This window comes from Sphingomonas sp. (assembly GCF_036269755.1).
GTDB lineage: Bacteria > Pseudomonadota > Alphaproteobacteria > Sphingomonadales > Sphingomonadaceae > Sphingomonas.
Genome location: NZ_DATBDV010000004.1, coordinates 161,650 through 177,556, shown reverse-complemented (window position 1 = coordinate 177,556; position 15,907 = coordinate 161,650). Strand labels below are relative to the sequence as shown.

The 15,907-nt window shown below is 66.4% G+C and carries 15 protein-coding genes; 7 read left to right on the top strand and 8 right to left on the bottom strand.

From position 1 onward, the window contains the following. Nucleotides 1–131 precede the first annotated feature (131 nt). The gene (locus VH326_RS03255) at nt 132–1,148 is read left to right on the top strand and encodes an adenosine deaminase (RefSeq protein ID WP_329630360.1); all 1,017 of its coding nucleotides are present in this window, start codon (nt 132–134) and stop codon (nt 1,146–1,148) included. Next, entirely contained in the window at nt 1,148–1,663 is a 516-nt protein-coding gene (locus VH326_RS03250) for a phosphoribosyltransferase (protein ID WP_329630359.1), read from the top strand. The genes VH326_RS03255 and VH326_RS03250 overlap by 1 nt, the downstream gene beginning before the upstream one ends. 31 nt (nt 1,664–1,694) lie before the next feature. Here VH326_RS03250 and VH326_RS03245 read toward each other — a convergent pair whose 3' ends face one another. The 7 genes from VH326_RS03245 to dapA all read right to left on the bottom strand — a co-directional run bounded on the left by VH326_RS03245 (nt 1,695) and on the right by dapA (nt 10,868). Then, nucleotides 1,695–2,042, bottom strand: a complete 348-nt coding sequence (locus VH326_RS03245; protein WP_329630358.1) for a response regulator — start codon at nt 2,040–2,042, stop codon at nt 1,695–1,697. A gap of 13 nt (nt 2,043–2,055) precedes the next feature. Continuing rightward, complete coding sequence (locus VH326_RS03240) at nt 2,056–4,455, bottom strand: hybrid sensor histidine kinase/response regulator (protein ID WP_329630357.1); 2,400 nt, start codon at nt 4,453–4,455, stop codon at nt 2,056–2,058. 153 nt (nt 4,456–4,608) lie between these two features. Next, entirely contained in the window at nt 4,609–6,633 is a 2,025-nt protein-coding gene (locus VH326_RS03235; protein WP_329630356.1) for a M13 family metallopeptidase, read from the bottom strand. A gap of 29 nt (nt 6,634–6,662) precedes the next feature. Further along, nucleotides 6,663–8,690, bottom strand: coding sequence for a M13 family metallopeptidase (locus tag VH326_RS03230; RefSeq protein WP_329630355.1), 2,028 nt, complete (start codon nt 8,688–8,690; stop codon nt 6,663–6,665). 145 nt (nt 8,691–8,835) lie between these two features. After that, the gene (smpB, locus tag VH326_RS03225; protein ID WP_329630354.1) at nt 8,836–9,321 is read right to left on the bottom strand and encodes an SsrA-binding protein SmpB; all 486 of its coding nucleotides are present in this window, start codon (nt 9,319–9,321) and stop codon (nt 8,836–8,838) included. A gap of 42 nt (nt 9,322–9,363) precedes the next feature. After that, nucleotides 9,364–9,984 carry a DUF805 domain-containing protein gene (locus VH326_RS03220; RefSeq protein WP_329630353.1) on the bottom strand — a complete coding sequence of 207 codons (621 nt, stop codon included), beginning with the start codon at nt 9,982–9,984 and terminating at the stop codon, nt 9,364–9,366. Further along, nucleotides 9,981–10,868 (bottom strand): 4-hydroxy-tetrahydrodipicolinate synthase, encoded by an 888-nt coding sequence (gene dapA, locus VH326_RS03215; protein WP_329630352.1) that lies wholly within the window; start codon nt 10,866–10,868, stop codon nt 9,981–9,983. The genes VH326_RS03220 and dapA overlap by 4 nt, the downstream gene beginning before the upstream one ends. A 78-nt stretch (nt 10,869–10,946) precedes the next feature. Between dapA and VH326_RS03210 the strand changes: the two genes are divergently transcribed. From VH326_RS03210 to VH326_RS03190, 5 genes are all read left to right on the top strand, one after another. Continuing rightward, complete coding sequence (locus VH326_RS03210; RefSeq protein ID WP_329630351.1) at nt 10,947–12,929, top strand: lytic transglycosylase domain-containing protein; 1,983 nt, start codon at nt 10,947–10,949, stop codon at nt 12,927–12,929. A gap of 4 nt (nt 12,930–12,933) precedes the next feature. Next, on the top strand, nt 12,934–13,419 hold the full coding sequence (greB, locus tag VH326_RS03205) for a transcription elongation factor GreB (protein ID WP_329630782.1): 486 nt from the start codon (nt 12,934–12,936) through the stop codon (nt 13,417–13,419). A 48-nt stretch (nt 13,420–13,467) separates the two neighbouring features. Continuing rightward, nucleotides 13,468–13,710, top strand: a complete 243-nt coding sequence (locus VH326_RS03200; protein ID WP_329630350.1) for a hypothetical protein — start codon at nt 13,468–13,470, stop codon at nt 13,708–13,710. Nucleotides 13,711–13,803: 93 nt separating this feature from the next. Next, nucleotides 13,804–14,193, top strand: a complete 390-nt coding sequence (locus tag VH326_RS03195; protein WP_329630349.1) for a DoxX family protein — start codon at nt 13,804–13,806, stop codon at nt 14,191–14,193. Continuing rightward, complete coding sequence (locus tag VH326_RS03190; RefSeq protein ID WP_329630348.1) at nt 14,190–14,924, top strand: NYN domain-containing protein; 735 nt, start codon at nt 14,190–14,192, stop codon at nt 14,922–14,924. Before VH326_RS03195 ends, VH326_RS03190 begins: the two co-directional genes overlap by 4 nt. On the opposite strand, the gene VH326_RS03185 is transcribed toward VH326_RS03190, so the two are convergent. Continuing rightward, entirely contained in the window at nt 14,908–15,867 is a 960-nt protein-coding gene (locus tag VH326_RS03185) for a DUF2268 domain-containing putative Zn-dependent protease (RefSeq protein ID WP_329630347.1), read from the bottom strand. The two genes, VH326_RS03190 and VH326_RS03185, sit on opposite strands and share 17 nt — an antisense overlap. Nucleotides 15,868–15,907: the final 40 nt, after the last annotated feature.

Below are 15,907 nucleotides of genomic sequence, written 5' to 3'. Positions count from 1 at the left end.
TGCCTCCATCGCCTAATGCGAACCACGTCCGCGTCAATCATGAAGGTGTTCGTATCCGATTTGTTCCAGGAGAACAAGTGTGGAACAGAAAATAATTTGTCCTGAGCGGCGCGACCGGCAATGTGTAGCAGATGACCGACCTCACCCCCTTCATCGCCGGCCTGCCCAAGGCCGAGCTTCACCTCCATATCGAGGGTAGCCTCGAACCCGAACTGATGTTCGCGCTGGCCGAGCGCAACGGCGTCGCGATTCCGTTCGCGTCGGTCGACGAGGTCCGCGCCGCGTATAATTTCTCCAACCTGCAGGACTTCCTCGACATCTATTATGCCGGCGCGAACGTGCTCCAGACCGAGGCCGATTTCCGCGACCTGGCGATCGCCTATTTCGATCGCGCGGCAGCGGACGGCGTGGTGCACGCGGAGATTTTCTTCGATCCGCAAACTCACACCGACCGCGGCATCGCGATGGCGACGGTGGTCGAGGGGCTGCTCGCGGGGATGGCAGCGTCGGAGGCGAAGCACGGGCTGACGTCGAAGCTCATCCTCTGCTTCCTGCGTCACCTGAGCGAGGAAGCGGCGTTCGAGACGTTGCGACAAGCCGAGCCGTGGCTCGACCGGATCGCGGGGGTCGGACTCGATTCATCCGAAGTCGGTCACCCGCCGGAGAAATTCGCGCGCGTGTTCGCCGAGGCGCGGGCGAAGGGGCTGCGGCTGGTCGCGCATGCCGGCGAGGAAGGGCCGCCGGAGTACGTCTATCAGGCGCTCGACTTGCTCGACATCGATCGGCTCGACCATGGCAATCGCTCGCTGGAAGATCCGGTGCTGACCGCGCGGCTGGCGCGGACGGGAATGACGCTGACGGTGTGCCCATTGTCGAATGTCAAATTGTGCAACGTCGCGTCGATCGACGAGCATCCGATCGACCGCATGCTCGAGCTGGGGCTGCGCGCGACGATCAATTCGGACGATCCGGCCTATTTCGGCGGCTATATCGGCGAGAATTTCCGGGCGGCGTCGGAAGCGCGCGGGCTCGACAAGGACGATTTGGTGATGCTCGCGCGAAATTCGTTCCTCGGCTCGTTCCTGACCGACGACGAAGTGGCGGCGCACCTCGCGCGGCTCGATGCCTATGCCGGAGGACACGCCTGATGCCGATCTTCACCCCGATCGCGCACGAGGAATTCGTCGATCAGGTCCACGCGCTCGCCGCGGCGATCGCGACGGACGGCTGGACGCCGAGCTTCATCATCGGGATCGGTCGCGGCGGGCTCGCGCCGGCGGTATATCTCAGCCACGCGACCGGCCTGCCGATGCTGTCGGTCGATCACTCGTCCAAGGTCGAGGATTTCTCCGACGCGCCTTTGGTGCGGCTGGCGGCGCGGACGCGCGATGGCGAACGCTTGCTGTTCGTCGACGACATCAACGACACCGGCGCCACGATCGGCAAGCTGCGCGCGGCGCTGGCGGCCGCGGGCGCGGTTGCCGATGGCGTGCGGTTCGCGACGTTGCTCGACAACAGCCAGTCGAGCGAGCGAGTAGAATATCGTGCCGAGGTCATCGACCGGCGCGAGCGGAAGGACTGGTTCGTGTTCCCCTGGGAAGCGGTCGCGCCGCAGACCTCGCTGGATGCGGATGCGGCTGCGGTGCCGGAGCGGATTGCTTAACCTAAACGCCCCTCCCTTCCAGGGAGGGGAATCAGGTATCCAGCGCCGCCAACGCCTTCTCGACTCCGTCCATCGTGTACGGCTTGGTCAACCTTGGCCGATCGGCGTGGCCGTCGGTCACTTCATCGCCTCCGCTCGACAGCACGAAGGGAATCCCCGCCGCCGCCAGTGCGTCGGCGACCGCCCAGCTCTTCTCGCCGCCCGACAGGTTGATGTCGAGGATCGCAGCGTCGGGACGCTCGTCGGCGATCGTCGCGAGCGCCGACTGGACCGTGTCGCACGTGCCGGCCAGTTGCTTGCCGAGCATTTCGAGGAAATCCTCGAGCATCATCGCGATCAGGGGTTCGTCCTCGACGATCAGGACACGCTCGATACTCATCAAACGCCCTTTGTCAGTCGTTGCGCGTCGCGGCAAGCACGTCGCGCGCGGCTTCGGCGAGTTGCTGCACCGAAAACGGCTTGGGCAGGAACGCGACATGGTCGAGGTCGATCGACTTGCGAAGCTGCTCCTCGGCGTAGCCGGACATGAACAGGATCGGCAAATCGGGGTGCCGCTCGCGCGCGTGGCGAACCATCGTCGGGCCATCCATCGTCGGCATGACCACGTCGGAAATGAGCAGATCGGGCTGCGCGCCGCCCGCGAGCAGTTCGAGCGCCGCTTCGCCGTGTTCGGCGGTGAGCACGGTATAGCCCTGGCGGACCAGCGCGCGCTCCGCAACCGCGCGGACCATGTCCTCGTCCTCGACCAGCAGGATCGTGCCGCTGCCCCACAGGTCGGCGGGCTTATCCTTGGGCGCGGCGCGCGCGGTTTGCGGCGCGGTGGCGGTGTGGACCGGGAAATAGATCGTGAAAGTCGCGCCCTGCCCCGGGCGCGAGTCGGCGAAGATGTAGCCGCCGGATTGCTTGACGATGCCATAGACGGTCGAAAGGCCGAGCCCGGTCCCCTTCCCCACTTCCTTGGTGGTGAAGAACGGCTCGAAGATCTTGGCCTGGATATCGGGCGGAATGCCGACCCCGGTGTCGGCGATTTCGAGCAGCGAGTAATCGGCGACGGGCAGGATGTCGTTGCCGAGCTTGCGAACCTCGGCGGCGGTGATCGCGCGGCTGGTGATGGTGAGCGTGCCGCCGCCGTGCGGGTCCTTCGCCAGCATCGCGTCGCGCGCGTTGACCGCGAGATTGACGACGACTTGCTCGAGCTGGCCGGGGTCGGCGCGAACCGGGCCGAGGTTGCGGCCGTGGCGTACCTCGAGCTTCACTGTTTCGCCCATCAGCCGCTTGAGCAATTGCGACACTTCGGAAATGACGTCGGGCAGCTGGAGCACTTGCGGGCGCAATGTCTGCTGGCGCGAGAAAGCGAGCAATTGCCGGGTCAGGCTGGCGGCGCGGTTGGAGTTGGCCTTGATCTGCTGGATATCGTCGTAATCGCTGTCGCCGGGCGAATGGCGCATCGACATCAAGTCGCAATGCCCGATGATCGCGGTCAGGATGTTGTTGAAATCGTGGGCGACGCCGCCGGCGAGCTGGCCGACCGCCTGCATCTTGGTCGCTTGCGCCACCTCGCGCTTGAGCCGCGTTTCCTCGCCATTGTCCTTGAGGCTGAGCAGCACCGCGGCGTCGCCCAGCCCGCGCGCGCCGGCGATGGTCAGCGCCACCGGCTCGTCGGGATGGTTCTTGAGGCGGATCGCCATGTCGGTCGAGTGCGTCGCGCCGTTGGCGAACTTGCGGATCGCGTCGGCCACCGCGGCCTTGTCCTCGCGCACGACGAGGTCGCCGGGATAGAGCGGCGGGTGCGCGGGATCGACTTGGGCGGCGCGAACGAACGGGTCGTTCATCTGGACGAAGCGCCCGTCGCGATCGACCAAGGCGAGCCCGACCGGGAGCAGCGAGATCAGGCTCTTGACGTGCGCGGCGGCGGACGCCCCGATCGCAGGCTGGCCGCTTTCCTCCTCGTCGAGCAAAGCGACGAGGATCGGCGCGTCGTCGCCTTCGAGGAACGGGATCTGGAGGATGCGCAACGGATTGCCTTTGGCGCCCTCGCGCTCGAACCGGACCTGGCCCTGCGCGTCGGCGGTAAGGAACCGAGCGAAGTCACGTCCGACGACGACGCTTTCCTCATGTCCCATCGACCGTTCGCGAAGCGCGCGGTTGGCGGCGAGCAGCTTGCCGTCGGGCGCGACCAACGCCGCCATGATCCCGGCGGCGGCGAGCCGGTCACCGGTCGGTCCGGCGACGATCGCCTGGACGTTGGTCGCGAGGTCGGAGCCCTGCGCTTCGTGGAAGCGCCAGACGAGCATGTCCTCGGCCTCCCCCGCGCGCTCGATCCGCACGCCGAGCGGCGCGCCGCGGCTGAGCACGCGGTCGAGCTCGGCCGCGCCATCGCGCCACGCGGTGCGGCCGGCGCTGGCGAGGTCGGCGGCACCGCTGCCGTCGAGCGGCAGCCCGGGCGGCGTCGGATAGCCGCCAAAGCGCGCGCGATATCTTTCGTTGGCGCAGACCAATCGGCCGGCGCGATCGGTCACCGCGAGCGCGTCGTCGCTGGCGGCGGCGAGCGTTCTCGCGATGCTCCAGTCGGTATCGGGGGTGGTTTCAGCGGTGGACGAGGCGAAGCGCGACCACACCAGGGCGCCGCCGATCAGCAACAGCATCGCGGCGGCAAACCCGGCGGCGACGGGCGGACTGTGCAGGATCAATAACGCGATCGCCGCCGCGCCGGCCCCACACGCCGCAGCGACGATCAGCGCCTGGCGCTGGCCGGGGGTCGGCTGAAGGAAGGGAGCGGGACGCGAGGCCATTGCAGGCCCTTGTGGCGGGGTGGCGGCACAGGTCAAGCGCGATGACGATGATGGCCGGGGCGGGAGTGAATCCCGCCCCGTCGGACGCGGCGATGCCGCGCCGGCCGGCCGTTCACGGTCTCGCAGATAGTGCTATCTGCGTGCCGTTCCGGCTCACCAGATCCGCACGCGCTGGTCCGGCGCCAGATACAGCTTCTGCCCGGGCTGCGGATTGAACGCCGCGTACCAGGGATCCATGTTGCGCACGATGTTCGCGCGCTGCTCGCTGGGCGAGTGCGGGTCGGTCAGCAGCCGCTGACGGAGCGTCGCCTCGCGATAGCTGCGCCGCCACACCTGCGCCCAGCCGAGGTAGAAGCGCTGGTCGCCGGTAAAGCCGTCGATCACCGGCGCCGCCTTGCCGCCCAACGTCTTGTGATAGGCGTCGTAGGCGACCGACAGGCCGGCCAGATCGGCCGAGTTCTCGCCGAGCGTCAGCGCGCCCTTTACGTGCATCCCCGGCAGCGGCTCGTACGCGTCATATTCGGCCGACAGCCTCGCCTCGAGCTTGTTGAACGCCGCGACGTCCGCATCGGTCCACCACTGGCCGAGCTTGCCGGTCTTGTCGTACTTGGCGCCCTGGTCGTCGAAATGGTGCGACAGTTCGTGGCCGATGACCGCGCCGATGCCGCCATAATTGACTGCCGGGTCGGCGTTGGGGTCGAAGAACGGCGGCTGCAGGATCGCGGCCGGGAAGACGATCTCGACCATGCCGAAATTGGCATAAGCGTTGACCGTCATCGGGGTCATCCCCCACTCCCAGCGCTGCAGCGGCTTGCCGAGATGGCCGAAATTGTAATCGTGCTGCCACTGGTTGGCGCGCCATTCGTTGCCGAACGCATCGCCCCTGGTGATCGTGAGCGCGCTGAAATCCTTCCACTTCGACGGATAGCCGATCTTGGGCGTGAAAGCGGCGAGCTTGGCGTGCGCCTTGACCTTGGTCTCGGGCGCCATCCAGGTCAGCTTGTCGATGCGATCGCCCATCGACGCGATGATGTTGTGAACCAGCTTGTCGGCCGCCGCCTTGGTCGCCGGCGGGAAGTATTTCTGGACGTAGATCTTGCTGACCTCGTCGTCGAGCGACCCGGTGGTGAATTGCACCGCGCGCTTCCACCGCGCTTCCTGCTCGGGCGTGCCCGACAGCGTCTTGCCATAGAATGCGAACTGCTCGTCGTCGAACTGCTTGGGCAGCACGTCGGCATAGCTATCGAGGCTGCGCACCATCAGCTGGTCCTGGAGCACGCCGATCGGAGCGTCGGCGACGAGCCTGGCGATGCCGGTGATCGCGGTCGGCTGGGCGACGATCACGGTATCGACGTTGCCGCCGAGCCCGCGGAAATAGGTCGCGAAGTCGAACCCGGGCGCCGCCTTCTGGAGGTCGGCAACGGTCATCTTGTTATAGGTCTTGTCGGCGTCGCGGCTGTCGACGCGAGTCCAGCTGGCCTGCGCGATCCCCGTTTCGAAATCGACCAACGCCTTGGCGCGTGCATCGGCATTCGCCTCGCCCGCCATCGTCAGCACCTTGGCGATGTGCGCCTGATACGCAGCCTTGGCCTCGGCGAGCTTCGCGTCGGTCGAGAGGTAGTAATCGCGATCGGGGAGCCCGAGGCCCGACTGGCTCACGCCAAGCGCGTAGACTTCGGGGTTCTTGTCGTCCTGGCCGACATAGGCGCCGAACGGACCACCGATACCGCCCTCCGACGCTTCGGCCAGCAGCCGGGCATAGCCGGCCTTGTCGACCGACTTGATCTTGGCAAGCCAAGGCTGGATCGGCGCCATGCCCTTGGCGTCGATCGCCGGGCGGTCGAGGAACGTCGAATAGGCCGTGCCGATCTTCGAGTTGGGATCGCCAGCCGCGGTTTCGAGGATGCCCTTGGTCCGCTCCTCCGACAGGTCGGACAGCAGGTTGAACGCGCCGTAATTCGACTTGTCGGCCGGGATCGGCGTGTTCTTCGCCCAGGTGCCGTTGGCGAACAGGTAGAAATTGTCGCCGGGCGCGACCGCCTTATCCATTCCGGCCTCGTCGTATCCGAAGGTGCCGAAGGCGGGCTTGTCCGCGGGCGCGGCGGCGAGCGTCTGCTGCGCCACCGCGACTCCGCCAAGGGCGGTCGCGGCGAGCAGTGCGAAGGCGAAAGGTTTCATGTCGTTGGCGATCCTTGCTTGGAGAGAAATTACCAGATTCGGACGCGCTGGTCGGGCGCCAGGAAGAGCTTTTGCGACGGCTGGACGTTGAACGCGGCGTACCACGGATCCATGTTGCGCACGATGTCGGCGCGCGCGTCGTTGGGGCTGTGCGGGTCGGTCAGCAGGCGCTGACGCAAATTGGCTTCGCGATAGTTGCGCCGCCACACTTGCCCCCAGCCGAGATAGAATCGCTGGTCGCCGGTATAGCCCCCGATCACGCGCGCCCGCTTGCCGCCAAGCGAGCGGTGATACGCGTCGTACGCGGCATTCAACCCCGCCAGGTCGGCGCTGTTCTCGCCGAGCGTCAGCGCACCCTTGACGTGGAAGCCGGGCAGCGGCTCGTACTTATCGTATTCCGCGACGAGGTCGCCGCTCAGTTTCTTGAACGCGGCGACATCGGCGTCAGTCCACCATTGCGTGAGCTTGCCGTGGAGGTCGAACTTCGATCCCTGGTCATCGAAGTGATGGCTCATCTCGTGGCCGATCACGGCGCCGATCCCGCCATAATTGATCGCCGGGTCGGCGTTGGGATCGAAGAACGGCGGCTGCAGGATCGCCGCCGGGAAGGTGATCGCGACCAACGTCGGGTTGGCCTGCGCGTTCACCGTCATCGGGGTCATGCCCCATTCCCAGCGATAGATCGCCTTGCCGAACTTGGCGCGGTTGTAATCGTATGCCCATTGCGCGGCGCGCCATTCGTTGCCGAACGCGTCGCCCTTGACGATGTCGAGCGCGGCATAATCGCGCCATTGCGTCGGATAGCCGATCCGCGGAGTGAACGCGGCAAGCTTGGCGTGCGCCTTGACCTTGGTCTCGGGGGACATCCAGGTGAGCTTGTCGATCCGCACGTTCATCGCGGCGATGATGTTCTTGACCAGCAAGTCCGCCGCGGCCTTGGTCGCGGGCGGGAAATATTTGGCGACATAGACCTTCGATACGTCGTCGGTCAGCACACCGCTGGTGAACTGCACCGCGCGCTTCCACCGCACTTGCTGCTGCGGCGTGCCGTTGAGGACGGTGCCGTAGAAATGGAATTGCTCCTCGTCGAATGCCTTGGGCAGCACGTCGGCGTAGCCATCCAGGCTGCGAATGAGCAACTGATCCTTGAGGACTTCAAGCGGCGTCGAGCCGATCAGCGCGGCGATCCCGGTGATGGCGGACGGCTGGCCGACGATCACGGTGTCGACCGGCACGCCGCTCGCCTTGAAATAGGTCGCGAAGTCGAACCCGGGTGCCGATGCCTGGAGCTCGGAGACGGTCATCTTGTTATAGGTCTTGTCCGCGTCGCGGCTCTGGATCCGGGTCCAGCTCGCCTTTGCGATCGCGGTCTCGAAATCGACGATCGCCTGCGCGCGCGCATCGGCATTCGCCTCGCCCGCCAGCGTCAGCATCTTGGCGATGTGCGCGACATACGCCGCCTTCGCCTCGGCCAGCTTGGGATCGGCGCTAAGATAGTAATCGCGGTCGGGCATGCCGAGCCCCGACTGGCGCAGCGACACGGTATACACGTCGGGGTTCTTGGCATCTTGCGTGACGCCGCTGCCGAACGGCGTGCCGACGCCGCCGCGCGAGGCTTCGACGAGCAAAGCCGCATAGCCGTCCTTCGACTGCAGCGCCGCGATCCTGCCGAGCCACGGCTTGATCGGCGCCAGGCCCTTGGCCTCGATCGTCGCGGTATCGAGAAAGGTCGAATAGGCGCGACCGATCTTGGAATTGGGATTGGCAGCCGCCGACTCGAGCAGCCCGCGCGTACGCTGGTCGGACAGATCCTGGAGTTGCTCGAACGCGCCGAAGCTCGACTTGTCGGCGGGGATCGCCGTGTTGCGCGCCCAGGTGCCGTTGACGAAGCCGTAGAAATCGTCGCCGGGGACGATCGACTTGTCCATCCCGGCTTCGTCGAACCCGAACGTGCCGAACGCCGGCTTGGCGGCAGTCGCGGCGGGAGCGGCCGATTGTGCAACCGCGATGCTGCCCAATCCGGTCGCGGCAAGCAAGGCGAGCGTAAGCGGCTTCATGCGGATGTATTCCTCTCGCTGACGATGGAAGCCGATCGCGCGAAGACTCGCCGCCGCCCCCTCTATGACGCAGCGTGTTCTACGCCAGTGATACGCCCAGTCAATCGCCCGAGACGCATGGCCGATCGCCGACCGACGCTACGGCCTAGCCGCGCTCGCGCATGATGCGGCCGGCTTCCTTCTTCCAGTCGCGTTCCTTGATATGCTCGCGCTTGTCGTGCGCCTTGCGGCCCTTGGCGAGCGCGAGCTCCAGCTTGGCGCGGCCTTGCGAATTGAAATAGATCATCAGCGGAACGAGCGTCATGCCCTCGCGCGCGACCGCGCCGTGGAGCTTGTTGATCTCGCGTTCGTGGAGCAGCAGCTTGCGCCGCCTTTTGGGCTCGTGGTTGAAGCGGTTGCCGTGGCTGAATTCGGGAATGTTCGAATTGATTAGCCACACCCCGCCGTCGGCCGTCACTTCGGCATAGCTTTCGGCGATCGATCCCTCGCCGAAGCGCAGCGACTTCACCTCGGTGCCGGTCAGCGCGATGCCGGCCTCATAGGTCGTATCGATCGCATAATCGAACCGCGCGCGCCGGTTCTCGGCGACGATCTTCTTCTTGTCGAACGTGGCGGGTTTGGGACGCGGCATGGGAGCGCGGCATGTAGGGGGCCGCCGCGCGCAAGGGAAGCGTCAGTGCAGCAGCGGATCGTCGCCGTAGCGGTTGGGACCCTCGGTGCCCTTGAGTGCGAGCACGACGATCAGCACGATCAGCATGAGAAATCCGATAGTGCCCAGCAGCGACACCCACGCTATCGACTGAATCGCCGGCGCCATCGCCGCATTCACCTGATCGGGCGACATGCCGGGTCGGATCGCCGGAAATGCCGCGAAGAACTTCGGCAGGGCTGCGGCGTAGATCAACGGCATCGCCAGCTGATAGGCGAATATCGGTGCCGCCCACCAACCCGAATGGTCGCCATCGTGCAGGCGCCGCACCACCGCCGCCGCGACCAGCCCGATCATCACGATCGCGGCGATCGTCAGATAGGTCATCATGTTTGATATCATCGGCACCATGACCTGAGACATGATCTGCCTGACCAGTTCCGGGTGCTCGTCGAAGCGGTGCGGATCGCCCTGCATCATCGGCGCCAAGCGATGGAACGTCGACACAATCATCGGGATCATCACGATCGTGCCGACCACCATCTGAGTGGCATAAACGATGAGCATCCACAGCCAGAACGGCTGCCGGTTCTCGCGCCCGTTGAAATCGGCGAGGCCGGCGAGATGGCGTGTCAGGAGGTTCATGATCCAATCCTCGCTTGAGTCATCGCCGCATCGACCGCCGCGCGCGCCATCTCTCCCGCCTCGGTCATTGGCAGGCGGAGGTGGAGCGGCCAGTAGGGTTTGACCTTGCCGAGCGCGTACTTGACCGGGCCGGGCGAAGCGTCGGTGAACATCGCGAGGTGCAGCGGGTAGAGCCGGTCGTGCAGCGCCCGCGCCTGCGCGATGTCGCCCGTCGCCCACGCCGCCTGGAAATCGGCGCACAGCCGCGGCGCGACGTTGCCGGTGACCGAGATGCACCCCACCCCGCCCATCGCGTTGAACGCCAGCGCGGTCTCGTCGTTGCCCGAAAGCTGGACGAACTCGTCGCCGCAGCCGAGCCGCTGTTCGGTCACGCGGCCGAGATTGCCGGTCGCATCCTTGACCCCGATGAACACGCCCGGAAACGCCTTGACGATCCGCGCCATCGTCGCCGGCTGAATGTCGGTCACGGTGCGCCCGGGGACGTTGTACAGAACGATCGGCAGCGGGGTTTCCGCGGCGATCGCCTCGAAATGACGGAAGATGCCTTCCTGGCTCGGGCGGTTGTAATACGGCGGCACCATCAACGCGGCGTCGGCGCCCGCGGCCTTGGCGGCGTGAAGATTGGCGATGGCGACGCGGGTGTCGTTCGAGCCGGCACCCGCCAGGATCGGCACACGCCCGGCCGCTTGCTCGACGCACACGCGGACGACGCCGAAATGCTCGTCATAGGTGAGAGTCGCCGCTTCCCCCGTGGTGCCGCACGGCACCAGCCCCGCCGATCCCTCCTCGATCTGCCATTCGACCAGCGCGCGGAAGGCATCCTCGGCGAATCCACCATCGGCCGCGAACGGCGTGACCAAAGCCGGGATCGACCCCGAAAACATGCCTAAAAGCTCCTTATCCGCGCCGAAAATGCTGTTTTTCGGCCTGACAGATACGGGCCGATCGCCTATCCTGTCCACATGATCGCGTCTTGGATCAAGTTGAGCGTGGCGACCGCCGCTTTGTCGGGCATGGCAGCGACGGGCTATGCATTCCAGGACCAGCTCGACTGGGCGAAGTCGCGGCTCGCCGGGTCGGCCGCCGATCCGATGGCGATGAGCGCGCTGTCGGCGTCGATCACCGAATGGCGCTCGCTCAAGGAAGCCAACGGCGCGCCGTTCGACAATTATGCGCGCTTCCTGCTCGCGCATCCCGGCTGGCCGGGCGAGGCGCAGATGCGCCGCGCGGCGGAGTCGGCGCTCGGTCAGGAGACATGGTCGGCGTCGACCGCCGTTTCGTTCTTCCGCCGCTATCCGCCGCAGACTGCGACCGCCTGGATCCGCTTCGCGCAGGCGCTGAACGGCACCGGCGCGCGCGACGAAGCCAAGAGCGCGGCGCGCAGCGGATGGGTGATGGGCGCGCTGTCGCCGGCGGACGAATCGTTCGTGTTGACGACCTTCCCCGATGCACTGACCCCCGCCGACCACGATGCGCGGATGGACCAGTTGTTGTGGCAGGGGCAGACCGCCGCCGCCGGGCGCGAAATCCTGCTGACCAGCGCCGCGCGGCGGCCTTTGCTCCAGGCGCGGCTCGACTTGCGCACCAACGCGCCGGGTGCCGGCGCTGCCGACGCGCTCGGCGCGGGCGACCCCGGCTATCTTGCGGACAAGGCGATCTGGCTGACCAGTGGTGGCGCGGGCGCGTCGGCACGGTCGCTGCTGGCGCGGCCGCACAGCTTCACGACGCTTCCGACCGATGTCGATCGCTGGTACGATCTGCTTCTCAAGAATGCGCGCGCCGCGCTGGCGGCAGGCGAGTATAGCAATGCCTATGCGATCGCCAGCCAGGTCGACGACGCCTATCCCGCCGGCACCGATGTCTCGCTCCGCCCGCTCGGCGAGCGCGATCCCTATACCGATCTCGTCTGGCTCGCCGGCAGCACTGCGCTGAAGCAGCTCGGCCGCCCCGCCGAGGCGATCGGCATGTTCGTCCGCTACACCGGCGGCTCGCGCTCGACCGCGCTCAAGTCGAAGGGCTTCTATTGGGCGGGCCGCGCCGCCGAAGCCGCCGGCCGCGCCGAGGAGGCTCGCGGGTACCTGGCGCGTGCCGCCGCGTATCGCGACCAATTCTACGGCCAGCTCGCCGCCGAACGCCTCGGCCAGCCGCTGCTCGCGCCAACCGATCCGGGTCAGCGCTCGATCGACCCTTCGGCACGCCAGGCCTTCTACAAGAGCGAAGTCGTCCGCGCCGCGCAATTCCTCGGCACGATCGGTGCGCATGAGGACCAGACCGCGTTCCTCCGGCAGATCGCCAACGACGCGACCACCGACAGCGACCATGCGCTCGCCGCCGAGCTGGCGCGCACGCTCGACCGGCCCGACCTCGCGGTGATGGTGGGACGCAGCGCGCTGTTGAACGGCCTTCCCGATTATTCGCTGACCGGCTTCCCGACCGTCAGCATCCCCGCCACCGCGGCAGGGTCCTGGACCATTGCCCACGCGATCATGCGTCAGGAAAGCCAGTTCGATCGCGCGCTGATCAGCCGTGCGGGCGCGCGCGGGATGATGCAGCTGATGCCGGGCAGCGCGCGCGAACAGGCCGGCAAATCGGGCCTCTCCTGGGATTCGGGGATGCTGCTGTCGAGCACCGACTATAACATCCAGCTCGGCACCGCCTATTTCCAGCGGCTCTACAACACCTACGGCAGCTATCCGCTGGCGATCGCGGCGTATAATGCCGGCGGCGGCAACGTGAACAAATGGCTCGCGGCGAACGGCGATCCGCGCACCGGCGCCGTCGACTGGGTCGACTGGATCGAGGCGATTCCGTTCGAGGAGACTCGCCGCTACGTCCAGCACGTGCTCGAGAACGCTGTGGTGTACGATTTGATCAACCCGCAGCGCGCGACCTCGACGGGGAGCGCGCGGCTGAGCTGGTATCTCGGCAACAAGCGGCCGGGCTGAGCCCATTAGCGATCGTCCCAATTACATCACCCCCGCCGGCTTCGCGGCGTTGCGCGCGGAATACGACCAGCTGTTCGGCGACGAGCGTCCCAAGCTGGTCGAGGTGATTTCCTGGGCCGCCGGCAATGGCGACCGGTCGGAGAATGGCGATTACATTTATGGCCGCCAACGGCTGCGCCAGATCGACCGGCGGCTCGGCTGGCTGGCCAAGCGGATGAAGGCGGCGAAGGTGGTCGATCCAGCCGCCGCGCCCGATCGCAGCCGAGTCTATTTCGGCGCGAGCGTCACGATCGCCGACGAGGATGACAACCAGCGCATGCTGACCCTGGTCGGCGACGACGAAGCCGATGCGGGGCAAGGCCGGGTCGGCTGGGGCTCTCCCCTCGCGCGAGCGCTACGCGGCGCCGCGGTCGGCGACTTGCGCCGAGTCACGTTGCCGGCGGGCGAGAAGGAATATGAGGTGATCGCGATCGACTATCCCGCGAATTGAGGAACGCCGGCGCGACCCGGGACGTTTTCATTCCCGAGGAGATCGACGATGACCGAGGACCCCCGCACCACCGCCGCCCGCGACCATGACGATAGCGACTTGATCGACGCGATGATCCCCGACGAAGACGCGGTATCCGGCAGCGCCGGCGGCAACCTGCAGCGTGACATCGGCAGCAAGGCCGACCTGATCCGCGCGGTCGACGACCCCGAAGCCGAGGTCCGCCCCGAAAAGGTCGACGATATCGCCAACGACCAGGCCTATGACAGCGACCGCCGCGGCGACGGTTGATCGCATAGCCACGGCAACCGATCGTTTCTTCCCGCGCCCTGTTCGCTCCGCTCGTTCTGCGATACGAAGACGAAACGAACAGGAGGATTGCCGATGCCGATTCCCGCCAGCTGGTCGCCGCGCTTGCTCTCGCTGCTCCGCATCGTCGTCGGGCTCGCGTTCCTGTCGCACGGCGTGTCGAAATTCTTCGGTGTGCCGCCGTTCCCGGCCCCGCTCACGCCGCTACTTACCGCGGCGGGCGTGCTCGAGCTCGCCGGCGGCGCGCTGATCCTGATCGGCCTGTTCACGCGGCCGGTGGCGTTCATCCTCTCCGGCGAAATGGCCGTCGCCTACTTCATGATGCACGCGCCCAAGGGCATTTTCCCGCTCGCCAATGGCGGCGAAGGCGCGATGCTCTATTGTTTCGTGTTCCTCTATCTGGCGGCAGCCGGCGCGGGGCCGTGGAGCGTGGACGCGACACGCGGCGTAGATCGCGCTCGGTGATCGACGACACTCCGACCCGCAACATCGCGTTGCTGATCGATGCCGACAATGCGTCGTGGCACAAGCTCGACCCGGTGCTGACGGTGCTGGCCGAACTCGGCACCGTCAACATCCGCCGCGCCTATGGCAATTGGTCCAAGTCCGCGCTCAACGGCTGGCGCGATATGACGATCAAGTACGGCATCGAGCCGCAGCAGCAGTTCGACCTGACCAAGGGCAAGAACGCCACCGACATGAAGATGACGATCGACGCGATGGACCTGTTGTCGCGCGGGCGCGTCGAAGGGTTCGGGATTATGTCGTCGGACAGCGACTTCATGCCGCTGGCGATGCGGATCCGGCAAGACGGTCTGCCCGTCTACGGGTTCGGGGGCACCAAGGCTCCGGAGGCGTTTCGCGCGGCGTGCACGCGGTTCATCGACGTCGATGCCCTGGGAGACGTGTCGAGCGACGAGCCGCTCGAATCGCCCGTAGTGGCCGCCGAGAAGTCCGGCACCGGCGCGGTCGACGAAGCGGTCCGCAAGCTCTTGCTCGACGCCTACCAAGCGTCGAAGCGGGACGAACGCGGTTTCGTCAGCCTGTCGGCGATGGGGCAGCTCGCCGCCAACCGCTCGAGCTTCGACGTGCGCAACTATGGGTACAAAAGGCTGTCCGATCTGATCGAGGCGGTATCCAATTTCCAGATCGAGCGCCGCGAAGGTGGCCGCGTGTTCGTCAAGAGGATGCGCTAGGACAGCCGCCGGCCTCGGCGATCATCGCCCCCAATTCGCGGTCGATCTCGGCGCGCGCGGCGGCGTGGCCCATGTGGTCGATCTCGGCGAGGCTGTGGCGCTTGCCGATCCGCTGCATCAGCCGATAGCCGAGATAATAGCCCCAGCGCTTCGGAAACGTCTGGTCGGGTCCGCCGCCGTAGAAATAGCTCGCATAGGTCGGCTGGTCGCTCTTATCGAGGTCGCGCTTGAGCGTGCACAAAGCGAGCGGCCATTGCGCGTCGACCGCGCCGCGGATCGGCGTCGGCAGATCGAGCATCAGCATGTGGTCGTCGGCACCGGGGTTCATCACCGACGCGGCATAGGTCGCCCCGCCCTCCTGCCACAGCGAGCACCAGATCGTCGTGTCGGGCTTGCAATCGGCAAACCATTGTCCATTCTCGACGTGGAACAGTTCGTGGTCGAGGAATGGCCCGATCGTGCCGTCGCGGTGGATCCGTGCGATCACGTCGGCGCCGAAGATCATGTAGGTTTTGCCGCGCAACGTCCGCGTGCCGCCGTCCATCCGGCCGAGCGAATGGACGAACCACACCGGCAGGACCGGCTTGAACCCCGGAAATCGCGCGCGGAAGTGGCGGATGCCCGCGGCATAGGCCACCGGGAAATCGCGTTCGACCTTTTCGTAATCGGCGCGGATCGCATCGAAGCCCGACAGCGACTTCGCCACGTTCGTCTGGAACTGCGCCTCGCTCTGGCCGTCCGCGGGCTCGTAGAAACCGGGGAACAGCGCATCGAAGCGCTGGCGGAACAGCGCGACGCGGTCCTTCTCGGGCATCGCCGCGGTGGCGTCGTGGAATTCGGCGAACTGGCGGGTCAGCGATGTGTAGCGTGCGGCCGGCCCGTGCGCAGTGCTCGCTGCAGGAAGCAACAGCGCCACCGATAGTGCCATCAGCATCCGCTTCATCGACTCGCCTCCCGATTTGGTTGCGCATCCTATCCCTGAC